This window comes from Nocardiopsis codii, assembly GCF_036327455.1.
GTDB lineage: Bacteria > Actinomycetota > Actinomycetes > Streptosporangiales > Streptosporangiaceae > Nocardiopsis > Nocardiopsis codii.
In genome coordinates, this window is sequence record NZ_JAUZMY010000023.1 from 88,373 (window position 1) to 108,899 (window position 20,527).

Consider the following 20,527-nt stretch of genomic DNA (forward strand, 5'->3'; position numbering starts at 1 on the left):
GCCCGGCCGCGAACCGGCCGGGCGTCATCGGACCCTCGGCTCGGCGGCGGTCTGCTCCTCGCCCTCGTCGGGCAGGTGGATGTCGTCGACTGTCACGTTGACCTCGGTGACCTCCAGGCCCGTCATCCGCTCCACGGCGGAGATGACGTTGCGCCGGACCGCGCCCGCGAGGTCGGGGATGGAGACCCCGTACTCGACGACCAGGTTGATGTCGACGGCCGCCTGGCGCTCGCCCACCTCGACGGCCACGCCGCGCGCGGCGGTGTTCGTGGAGGTCGAGCCGGGGATGCGCTCGCGGACGGCGTCGAAGGCGCGGGCGGCCCCTCCGCCCATCTGGTGCACGCCCCGGACCTCGCGGGCGGCCATGCCGGAGATCTTGGCGACCACGTGGTCCGCGATCGACGTGCGCCCGTTGTCGGCGCCAGCCTCCCGGACCCGGTCGGTGCGGGCGGGGACCGAGGCGTCCCGCAGGCCGGTGGGGGCGGGTTCGCCGCCGGACACCGTCCCGTCTGCGGGGATCCCGTTGTTCTGAGCGCTCTTCGCGGCCATGGGCCGTTCTCCTTCGTCGGTGGGACGCGTCGTGCGTCGTCGCGTCTTCACAGGGGAGGACACGGGGGGCGGGCTGAGACTCACGGCCCTTTCGGTGTGTCCTGCGTCACTCTCGTGGCGGGGCGGGAAATCGAGTGCTCTTCGTGTTCGATTGGAAACCTAGGGTAGTTTCGCTGTGCGTGTGTACTGGGAGGGGTGGCCGCACCGCCGATGCACAGGGAAACCGCACTGCCGGAGAGCGTGCTCGTGGAGCGCGCCCAGGACGGGGACGACAGGGCGTTCGAGGCCCTCGTCCGCCGGCACCAGGACGCCGTCTACCGCATCGCCCTCCGGGTGGTGGGCGACCCCGGCGATGCCCGTGACGCCGCCCAGGAGGCTCTGGTCACGGCCTGGCGCAAGCTCCCCGAGCTCGCCGATCCCCAGAGCTTCCCCGCATGGCTCCACCGCATCGTGGGCCGGCGCGCGCTCAACGTCCTGCGGGCCAGGAGGCCGGAGTCGCCCGTCGGGGAGGAGGAGCGGTTCGCCGCCTCCGACCCCGGGCCGGTGGGGGAGGCCATCGCGGGTGATCTGCGGGAGGCGCTGTCCAACGCGCTCTCGGGGCTCCCGCCCCCGCAGAGGATCTGCTGGGTTCTGCGCGAAATGGAAGGATTGGGTTATGAAGAGATAGCAGCGATCGTCGACACGACCCCGACCGCCGTGCGTGGACGTATTCACCGCGCGCGTACCCATCTCGTGGAGGCGCTTGAGCCATGGCGGTAGACCCGTCCGACGACCACGACCGGCTTCCCTGCGGGAACCCGGTGGACGCACTCCTGCGACACCTGACGTCCGGGGATCTCACAGCGCACGAGTCCGGCTGCGAGTACTGCCAGGAGCAGGCGGAGGAGCTGCGTCCCCTCGTCTCGGCAGTCCGGCAGACCGGTGACCAGGACGTCACCGCTCCCCCCGGGCTGCTCGCGGACGTCATGCGCGCCGTGCGCTCGGAGAGGCGCCCCGGCGGGACCGTCGTCCTGGCGGGCCCCGGCCCCGGAGGCACCGAGATCCGGGTGGCCGCCGTGGCCGCCATGCTGCGCGCCTCCGTCGAGTCCGTCCCCGGGGTGGTCGTCGGACGCTGCCGTGTCGAGCAGACACCGGAGGGACTCGTCGTCCTGGCCGCGGCGCGGGTGGCCCTCGGCCTGCCGATCGTCGAGGCCGCCGAGGAGGCCAGGCGCGCCATGCGCTCCCTGGTGGAGGACCGGCTGGGGTTGCGCGCGGCCCGTGTGGACATCGACGTCGTCGGCCTGGACGACCTCGGGAGGGGTTGAGCCGGCCGCCCCCGCGCCGACGCGGGGCCCGCGCCGAACGAGCCGCGGGGTCGTGTCCCCCGGTGTCGGAACCGGTGAGGCGGTCCGCCGACCGGCCGTCCGGCTGTGGGATCTGGCCGTCCGGTGGTCCGCTCCGGCCGGATGGGGGATGTCCGACCGTGCTCCCGCGCAGCAGCCTTGGACGGAAGGCACGCCGAGGAGAGGACGCACGAGATGGACACCACCGTGGTGCCGCCACCGCGAGCGGAACGCGAACTCGCCCCCGACCTGGCACGGGGGTTCATGCTGCTGCTCATCGCCATGGCCTACGCCGGGGTGTACACGGGGGCGGGGTTCGGCACGGACGCGGCCGACGCGGGCCCGCTTGACCGGGGCGCGGCCTTCGCGACCACGCTGCTGCTGGACAACCGGGCGTTCCCGATGTTCGCGATCCTGTTCGGCTACGGGATGGCCTGGACGGTCTCCCGCCAGTCCGCGCGGGGCACCTCCGACGCGGAGATCCGCCGCCTGCTCCGCAGGCGCGGACTGTTCCTCCTGCTGTTCGGCTTCGTCCACGCACTGCTCGTGTTCCCCGGCGAGATCCTGACCTCCTACGGCGTCGCGGCCCTGGCCACCGGATGGCTGCTGCTGCGCTCCACCCGGGCGGTCACGCGCGCGGCCGTCGTGTTCGCCGCGATCTACGCGGTGACCGTCCCCCTGGCGATGCTCGCCATGAGCCTGAGCACCGACCTCGCGGGCGGAGAGACGTACGCCGCCCCGGGTTACCTCACCGCCGAGGACTGGGTCGCGCGCCTGGGCGGACTCCCGTTCGGTCCGGTGTTCATCGCGATCGCCTACCCGCTGTTCCTGCTGGTGGTGCTCGGATACCGGGCGGGCCGCGCCGGGCTGCTGGACGCCCCGGCGTCGCACAGGACGCTCCTGACCCGGGTCGCCGCGGTCGGAGTGGCGGTGTCCGTCGCGGGCGCCCTGCCCTCCGCCCTGACGGCGGTCGGAGCCCTGGAGCCGGGAACGGTCGGGGGCGGACTGCTGATGGCGGCGCAGGTGCTCACCGGTGTGTTCGGCGGAGCCGGGTACGCGGCGCTGTTCACCCTGGTCGCGCTCCGGCTGGACCGTACCCGCGGGCCGCTGACGCGCGCCGTCGCGGCGGTGGGCGAGCGCTCCCTGACCTTCTACATCCTCAACTCGGTGCTGGTGGCGGTGGTGCTCCAGCCGGACCTGGTCGGCGCGGGCGCGTGGGTGGGCGGTTCCGGCGCGCTGGTCGTCGCGACCCTGGCCTGGCTCGTCAGTCTCGGTCTGGCCGCGTGGCTCGCCCGGTCGGGGCGTCCCGGCCCTCTGGACGCCCTGATGCGTCGGCTCGTTCACGGCGGTCGGCGCCGCGGCGAGCGGCACGCGGACTGAGGCCGCAGGCCAGGCCCACCTCGTAGGACGTCGTGGCACCGTGCGGTTCCGGCAGCTCCCCGGCCGCCGCAGGGGCCCAGGCTGCGTGTGCTCGGGGAACGACGGCCGCGGGGCGGGAGCCGTCGGGGGCCGGGGGCGAACCCGCGTCCCTGCCGGGGGCGAGCGACGCCACGATCAGAGTGAGTCCGACGGCGCCGATCAGCGTCACCGCGAGCATCATCTCCGCGGTCCGCCAGATCGCGTGGACCCCTTCGGGGCCGGTCCCCTCGGCTCCGTAACCGACGCCGCCCCCGAGCGACGTCAGGCCATGGAGGGGGAAGCCCGCGAGGCCGCTGACGATCTCGACGGCGGCGAGGACCGTCACGGCCCCGGTGACGATTCCGACGGTCATCAGGGAATCGGGGAGGGAGGAGCCGGTCCGGGCCCCCGCCCTCCGCCGCGCTCCGGGAAACGGGTTTCGGGCTCCGGCCACGGTGCCGGTCGGCTCGATGTCGGTCACGTCTCGCACCTCGTTGGATCGTCGCTGCGAGGGGCGCCCCTCGCTTGCCCTCCACCGGGTGGAACGGTATTGACCGGCCGGATCATCGCAGGTGGGGCGCGGTTTTGCTCACATTTGTACCGCAGTCCACGTGTGGTGCCGACCGCGGGCGACTCCACTCCGTGACAGAGGTCACTCTGAGTCGTTACCTGCTCGTCACGGAGTGACGATCGGGCGCAACGTCCGCCTGGCACCTTCGGATCCATGGACGTCTCCGATGGTGACCACGGGACCAACGACCACCGCCACGGCTTCCTCGGCCGCGAGGCACTCGACATGGGCGCACTGCTCCTCGCCGCGGGAGCGGCGCACGTGGTGGTGCTCGCCCTCGGACACAGCGACGGCGGTGTCCGCGCCCTGATCGGCGTGGGGGCGCTCCTCCTCGCGGTCTCCGCACTGCACCGCTGGCACCGGCACCGGAGCGCGCACGCGCCACGGGGGAGCGGACCGCGGGCGGACGCGCACGCGCCACGGAACGGGCCGGGAGACGGATCCGGGTCCGGTGCGGCGCGCGCCGACGGTTCCGAGCCGGTCCTCCGTTCCGGGGCGGAGGCGGTGGCCCCCGTCGCGCACGCCCCGGCCGGCGACCGCTTGTGGGGGGTCAGAGTGACCGTCGCCGACGTGCCCGGCGGGCTGGCGGCGCTGACCGCCCGGTTCGCGGCTCTGGGGGTCGACATCCGGCTCATGCAGGTGCACCCCGCCGGAACCGACGCCGTGGACGAGTTCTTCGTCAGCGCCCCGGGGCACGTGGGCGAGCACGCGCTGCACGCCGCAGTGCGCGAGGCGGGCGGGCGCGACGCGCTGGTACGACCCGCCGACGTCCACGAGCTGAGCGACACCACCAGCCGCACCCTCGCCCTGGTCAGTGCGCTGATCACCGGGGCGACCACCCTGGAGCGCTCCCTGTTGTCGCTCACCGCCGCCCGGGAGGTGGAGTACGCCGACGGCCCGCCCGGCGGGGTGGCGCGCGAGGACCTGTCGGACACCTCGATGACCCTGCCCGCGCCCGACGGCGGGGTCCTCACCGTCCGCAGGACGGGTGTGCCGTTCACCGCCGTGGAGTTCGCCCGCTGCCGGGCCCTGGTCCAGGTGGCCTCCTCCCTGCACGCCCGGACGCGTCAGGGCTGAGCCCTCCGCGGGCCCGGACCCCTCCGGGGGCGGGACGCCGGGGTCGGGCACAGGGTTCGGACGACGCGGACGCCCGCCACGTGCGACGACGGACACGCTTGGTCCACAGGTGCGTGGAATCGGGGAGAGCCGACGTTTTCGTGGGTATGAGGTGACGTATGGCAACTCCCCCCTCACTCCTCACGCTTCCCCCGCCCACCGAGACACGGCAGGTCCGCGCGATCGTCGCGGTCCTGGCCGCGGCGTGCGCCCTCCTCCTGGGCTCCGCCGTGCTCGCACCCCCGGCGTCCGCGTCGTCCGCCGCTGCCGCCTCCGGAACGGAGCTGCGCCAGGGCAGCACCGGGCCGGAGGTGACCGCACTCCAGGAGAGGCTCACCGAGCTGGGCTACTGGATCGACGGTGTGGACGGCCAGTTCGGCTTCCACACCGACCAGGCGGTCGTCGCCCTCCAGAAGGCCGCCGGGCTCGACCGCGACGGCGTGGTCGGCCCCGCCACCCGCACCGCGCTGGACGAGGGCGTCGTCCCCGCGGCCACGACGACCTCCGGCGACCTGTTGGAGATCGACCTCGACAGGCAACTGCTCCTGGTGGTGTCCGACGGCGAGGTCGAACGCGTCGTCAACACCTCCACGGGCTCCGGACAGCCCTACGAGGGCTCGGACGGCAGCGAGCGGATCGCCACCACCCCGACCGGCACCTACACCGTCTTCCGCGACGTGGACGCCTGGGACCCCGGCCCCTACGGCGCCCTCTACCGGCCCAAGTACTTCAACGGCGGCATCGCCGTCCACGGGTACCCGAGCGTCCCGGCGCAGCCCGCCTCCAAGGGATGCGCCCGGGTGAGCCTGGCCGCGATGGACTGGCTCTGGGAGAGCGGGAACATCGACGTGCACACCTCCGTCCTCGTCCGCTGAACCCCGCCCGGCGCCGGGGTCGGGCACGCCCCGGCGCCGCCCGCCGACGGGACGGCACGGTGACCGCGTCCCGTAGGGCGGGGCCGACCGGAAGCCCGGTCGCCCCGTACCGGGGTGCTGCCGTCCCGCGTACGGCCTGTCGGCGCCGGACCGGGCGCGCCCGACCGCACCCGGCCGGTCGGCCGGCGTCCACCCGTGGCACCGCGGATGGCGGAGGCCGCGGCGGGGAAGGTGACGGGCAGCCGGGCGGAGGGCCCGCCCGGCGGTGAGAGAGGACCCCGTGCCCTTCCTGATCGCCACGGAGCCGGGCGACCCCGGACGACCGGACGAGGACTTCGCCGCCGCCACCGCGACCAGCGCCGTCCTGCTGGACGGGGCGACCGCCCCCGACGACGCCGACAACGGCTGCTCACACGGGGTCGCGTGGTACACCCGGCGGCTCGGCGCGCTCCTGCTGGCCGGGGCCGACGCGGGGGCGCCCCTCCGCGACGCCCTGGCCCGAGCGATAGCCGAGGCCTCCTCCCTGCACGCGGACACCTGCGACCTGGGCAACCGGGAGACACCGTCGGCGACGGTGGTGGTGGTGCGGGCGGGCGTCGGGGGGATGGAGTACCTGGTGCTGTCCGACTCCCTCCTGGTGGTGGAGGACGAGGGCGGAGGGGCGCGCGTGGTCGCCGACACCCGTTTCGACGGCCTGAGGGCCGAGCTGGCGCGCCGGGGTGCGGCATGGGACGCGATCCGCGCCCGCCGCAACGTCCCCGGAGGTTTCTGGACGGCGGGCGCGGACGTCCGGGCGGCCGATGAGGCACTCACCGGAACCCTTCCCGCGCGTTCTCTCGCGGCGATGACCGACGGCGCGAGCCGGGTGGCCGAGGTCTTCGGCGACCTGGATTGGGGACAGATTCTCACCCTGGTTTCGGACAAGGGTCCGCGCGCCCTGGTGGAGCGGGTCCGCGCGCTGGAGGCGGCCGACCCTCACCGGTCAGCGTTTCCGAGGGTCAAGGGCAGCGACGATGCCACGGTTCTGGCGTGGGTCCCGGAGAGCTAGTTTCGGACAGGTCTAAAATACTGATTCGGATCATCTGCTTTTCTGAAGGCCAAGATCATCGGTCTGGATTTCCCAGGTCGCGCCGCTTCTTCCATTTCCTGTCAATGCGGACGTTTCCCTAGGGGCGTCAGATGACATTTGATGCGTTGTGCACAAAAATTCCACAGTGGGTCGCATCGCGGTGTCCACGTCACAGGCCGAGGAGACCCACGCCTCTCCGGAACCCGGGCGACAGGCGCTTTCGCGTGTCGTGTTCATCCGGTAGATTTCCTGGTAACCGAACAGTCGGCGTTCCCTCCACAAGATCTCGGGACCGGCCTTCGGTGTTCTCTCAGACCCCCTGTTCGCGTATACGCCCACAGGCGTACCACGCACGGAAGAACTACATGACGCCGATTTCGACCGGTGAAAAGGAGACGATGTGAGTCCCACAAACATCCTTGAGCCCACCGGTCCCAACAGCGCCCTCGGCAGCACCACATGGCTGGACAGGGTCCTGTCCACCCCCAGCGCCACCGTCGAACGCCGCCTCCCCGTACGGGCGCACGTCGGCTACGAACAGCGCCCCAATCCGCTGGACGCCGAGACCCCCGCCGAGTTCCTGCTGACCATGCGCCGCTACCTCGTCTGGGCGGGCGACTGGTCCTACCTGGAGCTGGAGTACCTCTGCGGCGGTGCGGTCAAGAGATCCACCTTCCAACAGGCTCTCGAAGGCACCGAGCTGCCCAGATACGTGTTCCTCATGGCCTTCGTCACCGCCTGCGCGGGCACCGACGACGGTGAGCGCCAGCGCTGGTCCACCGCCTGGCAGCGGCTCCGCTCCGCCGGGTACTGACCCCCCAGGATCCGCCCCTCCGGATACGGCCGCCCCGGCTACTGTGGGCGCGTGTCCGAAACGTCCACGCCACTCGCGGCTGCCCACTGGCCCGGCGACTTCCGCCCCTACCAGCGCACCGCCCTGGACACCGTCGGCGCCCGCTGGGCGGAAGGGCGCCGACGCACCTGGATCGTTCTCCCGCCCGGTTCCGGCAAGACCCTCGTCGGACTCGAGGCCGCCCGCCGCCTCGGCCGCCGCACCGTCGTCCTCGTGCCCAACACCGCCATCCAGGGCCAGTGGACCGCCCACTGGGAGGCCTTCGACCGACCCGACGGATGCTCCGCCGGGCACGGTCGGGACCTCGCGGACGACGTCAACGTCCTCACCTACCAGTCCCTCGCCGTCTTCGACCCCGACGCGGAGACCGACGAGGAGGGGCGCACGACCGCCTCGCCCCGTGACCGCCTCCACGCCAACGGCCGGGCACTGGTCGACGCCCTGCACGGGGCAGGGCCGCTCACGGTGCTGCTCGACGAGTGCCACCACCTCCTCCAGGTCTGGGGGCGCCTGCTCGCGGAGATCCTCGACGAACTCCCCGACGCGCACGTCATCGGTCTGACCGGCACCCCCGCAGCGAGCCTCACCGGCACGGAGAAGGCACTGGTGGACCGCCTCTTCGGTGCACCCGTCACCGGAGCGTCCATCCCCGCCCTGGTCCGCGACGGTTACCTCGCGCCGTTCGCCGAACTCGCCTACGTCACCCGGCCCACCGACACCGAGCGCGGATACCTCGCCGAACAGGGCACCCGGTTCGCGGAGATCTGTACCGAACTGCTCACCCCGGGGTTCGCCGACACCGACTTCCTGCCCTGGGTGGACGCCCGTTTCGTGGACCGCTCCACCGACGACGGCGGCCGGCTCCCGTGGTCCCGGCTCGCCTCCGGCGAACCCGCCCTCACCGACGCCGTGCTGCGCCTGCACCACGCGGGACTCTGCGCCCTCCCCGACGGGGCCCGCCTCCTGGAGGAACACCGGCACCCGCCGCGCGCCGAGGACTGGACGGCGCTCATCGGCGACTACGCGCGGCACTGCCTCACCGGCTCCGGGCGCGACCGCGCCGCCCGCGAACGCCTCCGCTCAGCCCTCCCCTCCGTCGGCTACCACCTGACCCGGCACGGCGTCCGCACCGGCACCTCGCCCGTGGACCGGGTCCTGGCCCGCAGCGACGCCAAATCGCACGCCACCGTGGAGATCGTCGCCGCGGAGAGGGACGCGGTCGGCTCCCGGCTGCGCGCCCTCGTCCTGTGCGACCACGAGAGGGCCGGTGCCCGCGCACCCGTCTCCCTGCGCGGGGTCCTGGCCGACGACGCCGGCTCCGCATGGCTCCAGCTGTCCGTCCTCGCCGCCGACCCGCGCACCGCCGGGCTCGACCCGGTCCTGGTCACCGGGCGCACCGTCGCCATGGCGCCGCTGACCGCGGCGGCGTTCCTGGACTTCGCCCGCGCCGAGACCCCGGACACCGACCTGTCGGCCAGGGAGGCCGACGGCCTGCACGTGGTCGAAGGGGCCTGGTCCCCGCGCACCTGGGTCGGCGTGGTGACGCGTTTCTTCGAGTCGGGCGGATCACAGGTCCTGGTCGGCACCCGCGCGCTGCTCGGGGAGGGGTGGGACGCGCGGGGAGTGAACACCGTCGTGGACCTGACGACGGCGACCACGCCCACCGCCGTGGTGCAGAGCCGGGGGCGCGCACTGCGGCTGGACCCCTCCTGGCCGGAGAAGACCGCGCACACCTGGACGGTCGTGTGCGTCAGCCACGAGCACCCGCGCGGGGCCGCCGACTGGTCCCGGTTCGTGCGCAAACACCAGGGCTACCTGGGGGCCGCCGCCGACGGGGCCGTGATGAGCGGGGTCGCGCACGTCGACCCGGCCTTCTCCCCCTACGAACCCCCGGACGACCCCGGTGCGGTCAACACCCGGATGATCGCCCGTGCGGCCCGGCGCGACGAGACCCGGGAGCGATGGCGGATCGGTGAGCCCTACGAGGACGTCCTCCTGCCGACCCTGCGGGTCAGGGACCGGAGGGCGCCCGCCGTGCGGGGGGAGGACGTCGCCCTGCCCCCGCCGCCCGGCGCGCTGGCGGCCCCGGCCGGGGCGGTGCGCGCGGGGGAGGCTCCTGCGGGGGCCGGCGCCGCGGCCGTCACCGGGATGGTCCTGGCGGTGCTGTGCCTGCTCCTCGCCGTGGCCCTCCCGTGGCTGCTCGCCGCCGCCGCGCTGCTCGGCGCCGCCTCCTTCGCCGCGGTCCGCCACCGGCGGATCTCCGAGGCCGCGTCCCTCCTGCGGCGGGCGGCAGAACCGGTGGACACGACCCGGTACGCGTGCGCCGTGGCCGACACCCTGCACGCCACCGGCCGGGCGGCCGTCGGGGCGAAGGGGGTGCGTGCGCACGTGGACACCGACGGGGTGTACCGGTTCACGCTGACCGGCGCGGGGCCCGAGGCGGCCGAGGCGTTCGCCACCGCCCTGGACGAGGTGCTCGGTCCGCTGGTCGGAAGCCCGCTCCACCTGGTGCCCCGCTACGTGCTCCCCGTTCCCTCCGACACCGGGGTGGAACGCGCGCACGCCCGCGCCCAGCTGTCCGGCGACCCCGTCCCCAACACGGCGGTGTACCACGTGGTCCCGTCCCTGTTCGGCCGCAGCAGGAAGGGGGCGGAGGCCTTCGGCCGGGCCTGGAACACGTGGGTCTGCGCGGGATCGGTCGTCTCCACCCGGAGCGGTCCCGGCCGTGAGGTCCTCGCCGCCCACTTCGGCGGCGCGCCCACCGGGGTCTCCACCGGGCGGCGCATGGCCTGGGAGTAGCGGCCGGGGCCGGTCCGGACGGGCCGTCCCCGGGCCACCCGCTCCGGAGGGGATGGCCCGGGGCAGCGGCCACCCCGCAGGGGCCGACGCCCGCCGGGGGAGCAGCAGCATCAGCGCCGCGGCGTCGACCAGGAGAAACGCGACTCCGTCGGTGATGCCTTCATCCTCCCGACACCGTCCGTTCGGCCACTTCTCGCTCTCTCCTGGTTGGCTTCGGCGCGGGCGTGTCCGCGCCCTTCCCCCGAACCACCAGGAAGCACCATGCTCAAGACCATGGCGGCCACCGCGGCTCTCGCCGTCGCCCTGACCGGGGCGGCCGACCCCGTGCACGCGGGGGACCGCACCTCCGCCCGGGAAGGGGACGACGGCGTCGAACTGTCCGCGGTCGGCACCTACCACACGGACTCCTTCGACTCGGCTGCCGCGGAGATCGTCGCCCACGACCCGCGCACCCAGCGCCTGTTCGTGGTCAACGCCGAGGCCGCCACGGTGGAGGTGCTCGACATCTCGGACCCCGCCGCACCCGCCAAGCTCTTCGACCTGCGCGCACCCGGCATCGAGGCCGCGGACGGCTCCGTGGTCGAGGAGGGGGCGGTCGCCAACTCGGTGGCGGTCCACGACGGCGTCGTCGCCGTGGCCGTCGAGGCCGCCGACCGCACGGACGACGGCTGGGTGGTCTTCTTCGACACCGGGGGCAGGGCGCTGAACGCGGTCCGGGTCGGCGCACTCCCGGACATGGCGACCTTCACCCCCGACGGCCGCCTCCTCCTGGTCGCCAACGAGGGAGAGCCCGACGACGAGCACACCGTCGACCCGGAGGGGTCGGTGAGCGTGGTCCGGGTGAACCGCAGGCCCGCCGCCCTCACCCAGGACGACGTCCGCACCGCCGACTTCCGCGCCTGGGACGGGGACCGCGAACTCCACCCCGGCGTGCGGGTGTTCGGTCCGGACCTGTCCACCGGCGAGGCGGGCACCCCGGGCCGGGTGGCGCGCAACCTCGAACCCGAGTACATCGTCGCGGACACCTCGTACAGCGCCCACGTGGTCCTCCAGGAGGCCAACGCCTTCGCCGTCCTGGACCTGCGCACCGCCGAGTTCACCGACATCGTGCCCTTCGGCGCGAAGGACCACCTGGAGCCCGGCAACGAGCTGGACGCGTCCGACCGGGACGGCGGCGTCCGTATCGAGAACTGGCCGGTGTACGGCATGTACCAGCCCGACGGCTTCGACAGCTACCGGTGGCGCGGCCGGACCCTGCTGGTCACCGCCAACGAGGGCGACACCCGGGACCGGTCGGGCTACTCCGAGGAGACGAGGCTGGCCGACCTGGTCGAGGAGACCCCGCTGTGCGAGGACTCCCCGCGCCTGCGCGACTTCGTGGCCGACAACGACCTGGGCGTCACCTCCCTGCAGGGGCTCGCCGACGACGCTGCCCTGGGCCGGCTGACGGTCACCTCCGTCGAGGGGCTGCGCGCGGACGGCGCCTGCTACGAGGACGTGTACGCGTTCGGCGGCCGGTCCTTCTCGATCTGGACGGCGGACGGCGAGCAGCTCTTCGATTCCGGTTCCGACTTCGAGCGGATCACCGCCGAGGCCGACCCCGACCACTTCAACTCCAACCACACCGAGAACAGCTTCGAGACCCGCAGCGACGACAAGGGTCCCGAGCCCGAGGGCGTCGTGCTGGGCGAGGTGTCCGGGCGCACCTACGCGTTCGTCGGCCTGGAGCGCGTGGGCGGGGTGATGGTGTACGACGTCACCGACCCGCACGCCCCCTTCCACGTGCAGTACCTCAACAACCGGGACTTCTCCGCCGAGCCCGGAACCCGTGGGGCGGGCGACCTCGGCGCGGAGGGCCTGACCTTCATCGAGGGCGACGACTCGCCCGTCCAGGGGGTGCCCCTCCTGGCCGTGGCCAACGAGGTGTCCGGTTCGACCACCCTCTACCGGGTCGACCCGGTCTGAGGTCCCCGGGGGCCGGGGACGTTCCCGGCCCCCGGGGCGGTCGGGCCGTCTCCGCTCGGGGAGCCCGTCCCCGGGTCCCGCGCCCCGACGGCGCCTGTCGGCCTCCAGGCGACGGCTACGCGGTGAACTCCAGGCAGAAGGGGTGCCCGGCCGGATCCGCGTAGACGCGGAAGAGGTCGCCGGGATCCTCCTCCACACGCGCCAGCGGTGTGGCGCCGAGGGCGAGGACCCGCTCCTCCGCGGCCTCGATGTCGTCCACCGTGATGTCGAAGTGCATCTGCTGGGGGTGGTCCGGGTCCGGCCACGCGGGAGGACGGTGGTCCTGGACGCGCTGGAAGGCGAGCCGGGGTTGTCCCTCCCCGCCGCCGATGACCACCCACTGGTCGTCCCCGCCGGAGAGGGGAAGACCCAGGAGTTCGGAGTAGAACCCGGCGAGCGCGTCCGGGTCCGGACAGTCGATGGCGATGGTGCGCAGGTGTCCGATCATGGCCGCAGGATGCCACAGGTCCCCGGTGGCGGCCAGGGAATTCGGGCCCGTGCGCCGGAGGCCGCACCGCCCCGCGCCGCCACCGCCCGTTCCCGGGGCCGGGCGGCTCGGGGAGCTCCGCCGTACCGTCGCACGGCGCATCACCGGGGAGCCGTCCGCGGCGGGGATCCGGGGTCCCTCGCAGTGGAGAACGCATAGAGTGAGACCTGCGTCACTCCATGAGTTGGCGTTATCCGCGTCAGAATCCCGTTCCGACTCCGTCATGCAGGCGAGGCGCCGACCGGGAGCACCGGTCGTGTTCGGCGCCGGACCACCACACGGAGAAGGAACAGGAAGGCCACCATGGCTCGCAAGGACCGCGACCCCATCCCCGACGACCTGACACCCGAGGAGAGGCGGGCCGTCGAGCGCCAGGGCGAGCAGCTCGCCTGGGAGCGGAGCCAGGGCAGCGTTCCCGGTTTCGGCGAACACGGCGGTGGCTCGTCCAGGGGTGACGAGTAGGCCGTGTCCTGCGGGACCCGCGCGGTCCCGGAGGGGACCGTGCCGCCGTCGCGAGAACGGGGCGGGGTAGGAGTGTGGGGGGCCGCGGGGGCGGATGCGGCGGCGCACCGTCCCCGCCGGAGTCGCCGGCGCGCAGATCGCGCGGGGGCGGGACACTCCGCCGCACATCGGATGTGAGCCTTTGCACTCAGTGCTTCGTTGCACCAAGTGCACGCAGGTGTCTAGCGTGAGAACGTGAACGACCAGCACCCACAGCCATCACACGACCGGCGTGCGGCACTGAAGTCACGCCACCGCCGGGCCATCGTCGACGCCGCCGCCGAGCTGATGACCGAGAGCGGGGGAACCGGCTTCACCGTCGACCAGCTCGCCGAACGGGCCGACGTCTCCCGTCGGACCGTGTTCAACCACTTCAGGTCCCTGGACGACATCGTTCTCGAGGTGTTCGGCCAGATGCTGGAGGCGATCGTCGACAGCATCGAGGCCAACCTCACCGAGACGTCCGTCGACGGCCCGGGAACCATGTTCGCCGAGCTCGCCGCGGCGATCCGCAGCACCGACCTGCTCACGCCGATCACCCGGCTCAAGCACCTCCTCGGACAGGAGGGGCACGAGTTGGCCCCGAGCAGGGCGGCACTGTTCGAGCGGGCGATCAGCGACGTGAGCGTCCGCCTGGCGGCGACCATGACGCGCCGGCACCCCAGCGCCGACCCGCTCGTGGTCGACCTCATGTGCGGAGCGCTCATCAGCGGCGGCGCGGTCACGGTCCAGCACTGGGAGCAGACCACCGGAGGGGTCGACACCGAGGCCTCCCGCCAGGTGTGGGCCGAACTGCTGGAACGCCTGATCTCCGTCAACCGCGACGGCTACGGCTCGGTCGGCCCCGCCTCCTCCTGAGCGCACGACGCGCTTCCACCACCCATCTCCGTTTGGCAGAACAACACCCATGGCTGAATTTCTCTACAGACTCGGGCGCGCGTGCGCACACCGGGCCACCACCGCGATCGCGATCTGGCTGGCACTGCTCGTGGCCGCCGGCACCGCGTTCTTCCTCTTCTCGGGGGACCTGGAGGACAGCTTCTCCATCCCTGGGACGCCCACCGACGAGGTGGAGCAGCTCCTGTCGCAGGAGTTCTCCGGGATGGGCGGCGGTGCGGGCACCGTCGTCTACCAGACCGAGGACGGCTCGGCCTTCACCCAGGAGCAGCAGGACGCGATCGCCGAACGCGTCGAGGAGGCCGCGGAGGCCCCCCGCGTCGAGACGGCGATGAACCCCTTCGCCACCGAGGACCAGCGCGCCGACCAGCAGCAGGAGCTGGAGGAGGGCCGCGACGAGCTCGAGACCGGGCTGGCGGACCTCGAAGCCGGCCAGAACGAGCTCGACGAGGGCCGCGCCCAGGCCGAGGCCGCCGGACAGCTCGAGCAGGCCGAGGCCGGGCTCGACGCCGAACAGGTCGTCATCGACCAGAACCGCGAGGAGATCGAGGCGGGTCTGGAGGAGCTCGAACAGGGTGAGGCCCTGCTCGAGATGGCCTCCGGGATCCGCACGGTCTCCGAGGACGGCTCCACCGCCCTGGTCAACATCGCCTTCACCGACAGCCAGACGGAGATCTCCCAGGAGGTCCGCGACGCCGTCATGGCCGTCTTCGAGAGCGACCCCGTTCCCGGCACCACCGTCGACTTCGGCAACGACATGGCCATGGCCATGCCCAGCCTGGTCAGCACCGCCGAGATCATCGGCGTGATCGTGGCCGGCGTGGTCCTGGTGATCATGCTGGGCACCCTCGTGGGCGCCGGACTGCCGCTCCTGACGGCGCTGGTCGGCGTCGGTGTCGCCACCCTGATCGCGATGTCGCTGTCCGGGGTGCTGGAGATGGCGTCGGTGACGCCGATCCTCGGCCTGATGCTCGGTCTGGCCGTCGGCATCGACTACGCGCTGTTCATCATCAACCGCCACCGCCGCCAGCTCAAGCAGGGCTTCGAGGTCAGGGAGTCCATCGGCCTGGCCAACGGGACCGCGGGCAACGCCGTGGTCTTCGCGGGAACGACCGTACTCGTCGCGCTGCTGGGCCTGAACCTGACCGGGATCGGGTTCCTGGGCCTCATGGGCAGCGTGGGCGCCATCTCCATCGCCGTCGCCGTCTTCATCGCGATCACGCTCGTTCCGGCACTGCTGTCACTGCTCGGCACGCGGATCCTGTCGCGCCGTGAGCGCGGCCGTCTCACCGAGAAGGCCGACGCAGACGGGAAGGACGGGGACGGAGGCGCCTCCGAGCAGATCCGGCCGATGGCGACAGGCCGGGCGCTGCTCCAGGCCGCCGTCGCCGTGATCGCCCTGGGCGTCGTCGCCCTGCCCGCCCTGGACCTGCGGCTGGGCATGCCCGACGGGTCCTCGGAGCCCACCGACTCCACCCAGTACCGCGCCTACTCCGCCGTGGAGGAGAACTTCGGCGCGGGGCAGAACGGCACACTCCTGGTCGTGGCCGGCCTCACCGGCGGGCCGACCGAGGAGGCCGCCGAGGCGAACGCCCTGAACGAGCAGGGGCTGATCGCGGAGGAGCTCTACTCCCACGACGACGTGGCGGCGGTGGCCCCCATCGCGGTCTCCGACGACCACACCCTGGCCATCTTCCAGGTCGTGCCGGTGGAGGGCCCGGCCAGCGAGTCCACCGAGCAGCTCGTGCACACCTTCCGCGACCTGGAGCCGATCGACGGCACCGGTCATCTGGGGGTCGCGGGCATGGCCAGCGGCAACATCGACATCTCCGAGACACTGAGCGACTCCCTGCCGACCTACCTCACCGTGGTCGTGGGCCTGTCCCTCGTGATCCTGCTGCTGGTGTTCCGCTCGATCTTCGTGCCGGTCGTCGCCACGCTCGGGTTCGTCCTGTCCTACTTCGCCGCGCTGGGCGGCGTGGTCGCCGTCTACCAGTGGGGGTGGCTGGGCGGCCTCTTCGGGATCGAGAACACCGGGCCGGTGCTGAACTTCCTGCCCACGCTCCTGGCAGGAATCCTGTTCGGCCTGGCGATGGACTACATGCTCTTCATCGGTACGGGCATGCGCGAGGCCTACGTGCACGGGGACCCCGCCCGGATCGCCGTGGTGCGCGGGTTCCATGCCGGTCGTGCGGTGGTCACCGCCGCGGCGATCATCATGATCTCGGTGTTCGGAGGGTTCGTCTTCTCCCACAGCGTCATGATCAGCTCGATCGGTTTCGCGCTCGCCTTCGGTGTGCTCATCGACGCCTTCGTCGTGCGCATGGCGCTGATCCCGGCGCTCATGCACCTGGCGGGGAACGCGGCCTGGTGGCTGCCCAAGTGGCTCGACCGGATCCTGCCCGACATCGACGTGGAGGGCGCAGCCCTGGAGAACCGCCGGCCGCGTGAGCGGGCGGTCGCCACGGGCGAGGACACCGGCGCCGCCGCGGACACGCCCTCCTCCGAGGAGGACGCGGACGAGGTGGCCTCCCGGCAACGCTGAGGCACGCGCTTCGTCAGGGCCCGGGGGTACCGCCCCCGGGCCCTCATCGTGTCCAGGGTCGGGACCGCCGGGGTCGACGGCCGAGCGCGGCCCGGGCGCGTTGAAGGAGACGTGCGGCACCCGGGCTCTAAGCTGGGAAGACTGTGCGTTCAACCGGAACACTGGGGGCTCGATGGGGTTCACGGACACCAGGATCGACCACTACGTGGACAAGGCGGTCGCGGCCGAGGAGAGGGGAGACCTGGAGAGTGCCCGGTTCTTCGCCTCCCTCGCGAACGCGAAGGCCCTGGCCGACATCTCGCATGCCCTGCACGGCCTGAACCTGGAGCCGATCGGACGGTTCACCGACGGCCAGACCAACGACTAGTACCGACGGCGAAGGCCCCGACCGGTGTGCTCGGGGCCTTCGCCGTCGTCGCGGGCACGCAGGCCGAGCGGCGGCGAGCCCGGTCACGCGCACCTGAGGTGCGACGCGGCTCCGGCTCTTCGGCGGCCCCGCACACAGGAGAGCGCCCGGCCCGTGGTCAAGCAGGTCGGGCGCGGGGTTGTGGGGGCACAAGAAAGTGCCCTCGACCGCTTTCGCAGGTCAAGGGCGCTTTCTCCACTGTCTCATGGTGGTGCACTCGGGAGGACTCGAACCCCCAACCTTCTGATCCGTAGTCAGATGCTCTATCCGTTGAGCTACGAGTGCAGGCTGTTCAGTTGTGTGTCGCCCGGTTGACCGTGTCTCCCTGGCGACGTCTCCGACTCTATCACGGTGCTGGAGTGGCTTCGTGCCATCTGTTCATGTGACGCGGGCCATGGGAGACATCGACCGGGTAGGGCCCGGAACACGTTCCGGGGGCCGCATGTCATGTCCGGGACCCGGACACGGACTCCTGTAGCCGCTGCCCCGCCGAGAGTGCCCTGTCGACCAGTTCGTCCCGCACCTGCCGGGCCGCCCGCGCGTCCAGGCCCTCCCGCTGGAGGACGTCCATCTCCCCGCCGTCGACCGAGGTCCGGGCCAGGAGACCGGTGATGCGGCGCTCCCGCTCCCCGATGTGTTGGACCTGTTCCCACTCCCAGTGCGCGATGCTGGCCGCCTCGACCTCGCGGCCGTAGGCCCCGATGCTCTCGGACCGCGCCGTCAACGCTTCGAAGGCGGCCTCCTGGGCGTCGAACTGCGCGCGCAGGGCGTTGGTGACCCGCTCGGACGTCGCCCGCTTCAACTGCTTCCAGTAGTCGCTGCGCAGTGCCTCGTACTCCCGCGCGGCTTGGGCGATCTCCCATTCCTGGGAGCGAAGCACCCCGAGGGACTGGCGGCCGTCGAAGGAGTCGCCCAGCAGTCCGTCCGCCTCCACCACCCGGTCGATCGTCCACTGCACGCGTTGGAGCACGGGGGTCGCCCGCTCCCCGAAGTCCTGGGGAACGAGGTAGCGGTGGGCGTTGGCCAGGGCCAGCCGGTCACCGCGCGGCCAGCGCCATCCGACCCACAGCGCGGCGGCCGCGCCCGCGGCGAACACGATCAAAGAGAGGACGGAGGACAAGATGACGAAGAGGGGGATCGGAAGCCAGGACAGGACGAGGGCCCAGTGGCGCCACGGCAGGTCCGCCAGCCACGGCGGCGGGCGCAGGTCCCCGGGGACCCTGCGGAACGCGATGGTCCCGCCGACGCCCAGGGCGCCCCCCGCCAGTACGAGCATGGCGAGGTGAACGTCCAGGGAGACCGGGGCGAACAGGAGCACCATCAGCGCCAGGCACAGTTCGGCGACCAGGACTCCGCCGATGAACCACAGGGCGTGGCCGACGGTCAGCCGCTGAGGGGCCACCCCCGCCCCGCGCAACAGGGAGGGGGCGCGCTCCAACCGGCGGACGACGCCGGGCGAGAGCGCGGGATCGAACACGGTGCGCAGGACGGACGCGGCGGGACCCTCGCCGGACTCCCCGCCGGATCCCCTGCCCCGTCCCTTGCCAGCCCTGCCGGAACCCTTGCCGGACCTTCCGGTGTTCGATCGCTCGAACACCTCGGCCGACTTCCTGGCGGACTTCTTCTTGGTGTTCACCCTGTGGGGGCTCTTCTCGTCTGGGCGTGCGCAGCGTCTGGGCCCGCACAGCGTGTGGGTATGCAAGCAGATTATGCCGCCGCCGCACCGGGGTCCACAGGCGTCACGCGCCCCGGCGGGGGGCCCCCCTGGGCCGCCCGCCGGTCGTCTCCCGGTCCGGGGTCGCGCGCACCCGCGCGGCCCCGGACCGGTGGGTCAGGAGGAGACCGCCTCCTCGACGGAGGTGGCCCACAGGGACACGGCGGTGTCGACCTGGTCGCCGTTGACGACCAGCGGCGGGATCATCCGCACCACGTTGCCCGCGGGACCGCAGGTCAGCAGGAGGAGGCCGTTCCGCGCCGCCGCCTGCTGGGCGCTCAGCGCCGTGGCGGCGTCGGGGGAACCGTCGGGAGCGGTGAACTCGTTGGCGAGCATCAGCCCCCGGCCGCGCACGTCGCCGATCACCGGGTTGGCCTCGGCCACCTTCTCCAGCCCCTGGCGCAGCCGCTCGCCCATCCGCGCGGAGTTCTCCACCAGGCCCTCCTCCTGGATCACGTCCAGGGTGGCCAGGGCGGCGGCGCAGGACACCGCGTTGCCGCCGTAGGTGCCGCCCTGGGAGCCGGGCCACGCCCGGTCCATGATCGAGGCCGGCGCCGCGATGGCCGACAGCGGGAACCCGCTGGCCAGCCCCTTGGCGGTGATGACGATGTCGGGCCGGATGCCCGAGGGCTCGTGCCCCCAGAACGTTCCGGTGCGCCCGAACCCGGTCTGCACCTCGTCGGCGACCAGCAGGAACCCGTGCCGGTCGGCGCGCTCGCGCAGCCCCTGGAGGAACGCGTCCGGCACGGGCACGTAGCCGCCCTCGCCGAGCACGGGCTCGATGAACACCGCCGCCGTGTCCTGCGGGGAGGTCACCGTGGCGAACAGGTAGTCCAGCTCGCGCAGGGCGTAGGAGACCGCGTCGGCCTCCGACAGGCCCAGGCGGTAGGCGTACGGGAACGGGGAGACCACCACGCCGGGCACGAGCGGGCCGATGCCGGCGCGGATCTTGACCCCGGAGGTGGTGAGGGAGGCGGCGCCCATGGTGCGCCCGTGGAACGACCCCTGGAACACGATCGCGTTCTGTCGCCCGGTCGCCTGACGGGCCAGCCGCAGCGCCGCCTCCACGGCCTCGCTGCCGGAGTTCACGTAGAACAGCCGGTCCACGCCCTCGGGCAGTACCTCGCCGAGCCGCTCGGTGAGTCGCAGCAGGGGGCGGTGCATCACGGTGGTGTACTGGCCGTGGATGAGGGTCGCCACCTGTTCCTGCGCGGCGGCCACGACCCGGGGGTGGCAGTGCCCGGTGCTGGTCACACCGATGCCCGCGGTGAAGTCGAGAAAGCGGCGGTCGTCCTCGTCGTAGATGTAGACACCCTCGCCTCGTGCTGCGACGACAGGTGTCGCCTGCTTGAGGACCGGGGAGAGCTCCGCCATGCGTGGCCTCGATTCCGTGATTCGGATTCCGTAGGATTGTTGACAAT

At 72.7% G+C, this 20,527-nt stretch carries 17 protein-coding genes and 1 tRNA gene; 13 read left to right on the forward strand and 5 right to left on the reverse strand.

Annotated elements, in window-relative coordinates:
* Positions 1-24 precede the first annotated feature (24 nt).
* Positions 25-549, reverse strand: coding sequence for an Asp23/Gls24 family envelope stress response protein (locus Q8791_RS21845; protein ID WP_330093623.1), 525 nt, complete (start codon positions 547-549; stop codon positions 25-27).
* 210 nt (positions 550-759) lie between these two features.
* On the opposite strand from Q8791_RS21845, the gene Q8791_RS21850 reads away from it, so the two are divergent.
* The 9 genes from Q8791_RS21850 (at position 760) to Q8791_RS21890 (ending at position 12,517) form a co-directional block, all read left to right on the forward strand.
* The gene (locus Q8791_RS21850; RefSeq protein ID WP_330093624.1) at positions 760-1,308 is read left to right on the forward strand and encodes an RNA polymerase sigma factor; all 549 of its coding nucleotides are present in this window, start codon (positions 760-762) and stop codon (positions 1,306-1,308) included.
* Positions 1,299-1,853, forward strand: a complete 555-nt coding sequence (locus tag Q8791_RS21855; protein WP_330093625.1) for an anti-sigma factor — start codon at positions 1,299-1,301, stop codon at positions 1,851-1,853. Before Q8791_RS21850 ends, Q8791_RS21855 begins: the two co-directional genes overlap by 10 nt.
* Before the next feature lie 213 nt (positions 1,854-2,066).
* Complete coding sequence (locus tag Q8791_RS21860) at positions 2,067-3,251, forward strand: DUF418 domain-containing protein (protein ID WP_330093626.1); 1,185 nt, start codon at positions 2,067-2,069, stop codon at positions 3,249-3,251.
* A gap of 742 nt (positions 3,252-3,993) precedes the next feature.
* Entirely contained in the window at positions 3,994-4,917 is a 924-nt protein-coding gene (locus Q8791_RS21865; protein ID WP_330093627.1) for an ACT domain-containing protein, read from the forward strand.
* A 158-nt stretch (positions 4,918-5,075) separates the two neighbouring features.
* Complete coding sequence (locus Q8791_RS21870; protein WP_330093628.1) at positions 5,076-5,831, forward strand: L,D-transpeptidase family protein; 756 nt, start codon at positions 5,076-5,078, stop codon at positions 5,829-5,831.
* Between the two features lie 280 nt (positions 5,832-6,111).
* Positions 6,112-6,879: a hypothetical protein gene (locus tag Q8791_RS21875; protein ID WP_330093629.1), complete on the forward strand. Its 768-nt coding sequence runs from the start codon at positions 6,112-6,114 to the stop codon at positions 6,877-6,879.
* A gap of 421 nt (positions 6,880-7,300) precedes the next feature.
* On the forward strand, positions 7,301-7,714 hold the full coding sequence (locus Q8791_RS21880; RefSeq protein ID WP_330093630.1) for a hypothetical protein: 414 nt from the start codon (positions 7,301-7,303) through the stop codon (positions 7,712-7,714).
* A 51-nt stretch (positions 7,715-7,765) separates the two neighbouring features.
* Positions 7,766-10,552, forward strand: a complete 2,787-nt coding sequence (locus tag Q8791_RS21885) for a DEAD/DEAH box helicase family protein (protein ID WP_330093631.1) — start codon at positions 7,766-7,768, stop codon at positions 10,550-10,552.
* 261 nt (positions 10,553-10,813) lie between these two features.
* Positions 10,814-12,517, forward strand: a complete 1,704-nt coding sequence (locus Q8791_RS21890) for a choice-of-anchor I family protein (RefSeq protein WP_330093632.1) — start codon at positions 10,814-10,816, stop codon at positions 12,515-12,517.
* A 115-nt stretch (positions 12,518-12,632) separates the two neighbouring features.
* On the opposite strand, the gene Q8791_RS21895 is transcribed toward Q8791_RS21890, so the two are convergent.
* On the reverse strand, positions 12,633-13,004 hold the full coding sequence (locus Q8791_RS21895; protein WP_330093633.1) for a VOC family protein: 372 nt from the start codon (positions 13,002-13,004) through the stop codon (positions 12,633-12,635).
* A gap of 342 nt (positions 13,005-13,346) precedes the next feature.
* On the opposite strand from Q8791_RS21895, the gene Q8791_RS21900 reads away from it, so the two are divergent.
* The 4 genes from Q8791_RS21900 (at position 13,347) to Q8791_RS21915 (ending at position 17,353) form a co-directional block, all read left to right on the forward strand.
* Entirely contained in the window at positions 13,347-13,505 is a 159-nt protein-coding gene (locus Q8791_RS21900; protein WP_330093634.1) for a hypothetical protein, read from the forward strand.
* A 234-nt stretch (positions 13,506-13,739) separates the two neighbouring features.
* Entirely contained in the window at positions 13,740-14,402 is a 663-nt protein-coding gene (locus Q8791_RS21905) for a TetR/AcrR family transcriptional regulator (RefSeq protein ID WP_330093635.1), read from the forward strand.
* Between the two features lie 49 nt (positions 14,403-14,451).
* A complete protein-coding gene (locus tag Q8791_RS21910; RefSeq protein ID WP_330093636.1) occupies positions 14,452-16,986 on the forward strand; it encodes an MMPL family transporter in 2,535 nt (844 codons plus the stop codon).
* Positions 16,987-17,158: 172 nt separating this feature from the next.
* On the forward strand, positions 17,159-17,353 hold the full coding sequence (locus Q8791_RS21915) for a hypothetical protein (protein ID WP_330093637.1): 195 nt from the start codon (positions 17,159-17,161) through the stop codon (positions 17,351-17,353).
* A gap of 248 nt (positions 17,354-17,601) precedes the next feature.
* On the opposite strand, the gene Q8791_RS21920 is transcribed toward Q8791_RS21915, so the two are convergent.
* The 3 genes from Q8791_RS21920 to Q8791_RS21930 form a co-directional block, all read right to left on the reverse strand.
* Positions 17,602-17,677, reverse strand: a tRNA-Arg gene (locus Q8791_RS21920).
* A 160-nt stretch (positions 17,678-17,837) separates the two neighbouring features.
* Positions 17,838-19,028: a hypothetical protein gene (locus tag Q8791_RS21925; RefSeq protein WP_330093638.1), complete on the reverse strand. Its 1,191-nt coding sequence runs from the start codon at positions 19,026-19,028 to the stop codon at positions 17,838-17,840.
* A gap of 195 nt (positions 19,029-19,223) precedes the next feature.
* Positions 19,224-20,480 (reverse strand): aspartate aminotransferase family protein, encoded by a 1,257-nt coding sequence (locus tag Q8791_RS21930; RefSeq protein WP_330093639.1) that lies wholly within the window; start codon positions 20,478-20,480, stop codon positions 19,224-19,226.
* Positions 20,481-20,527: the final 47 nt, after the last annotated feature.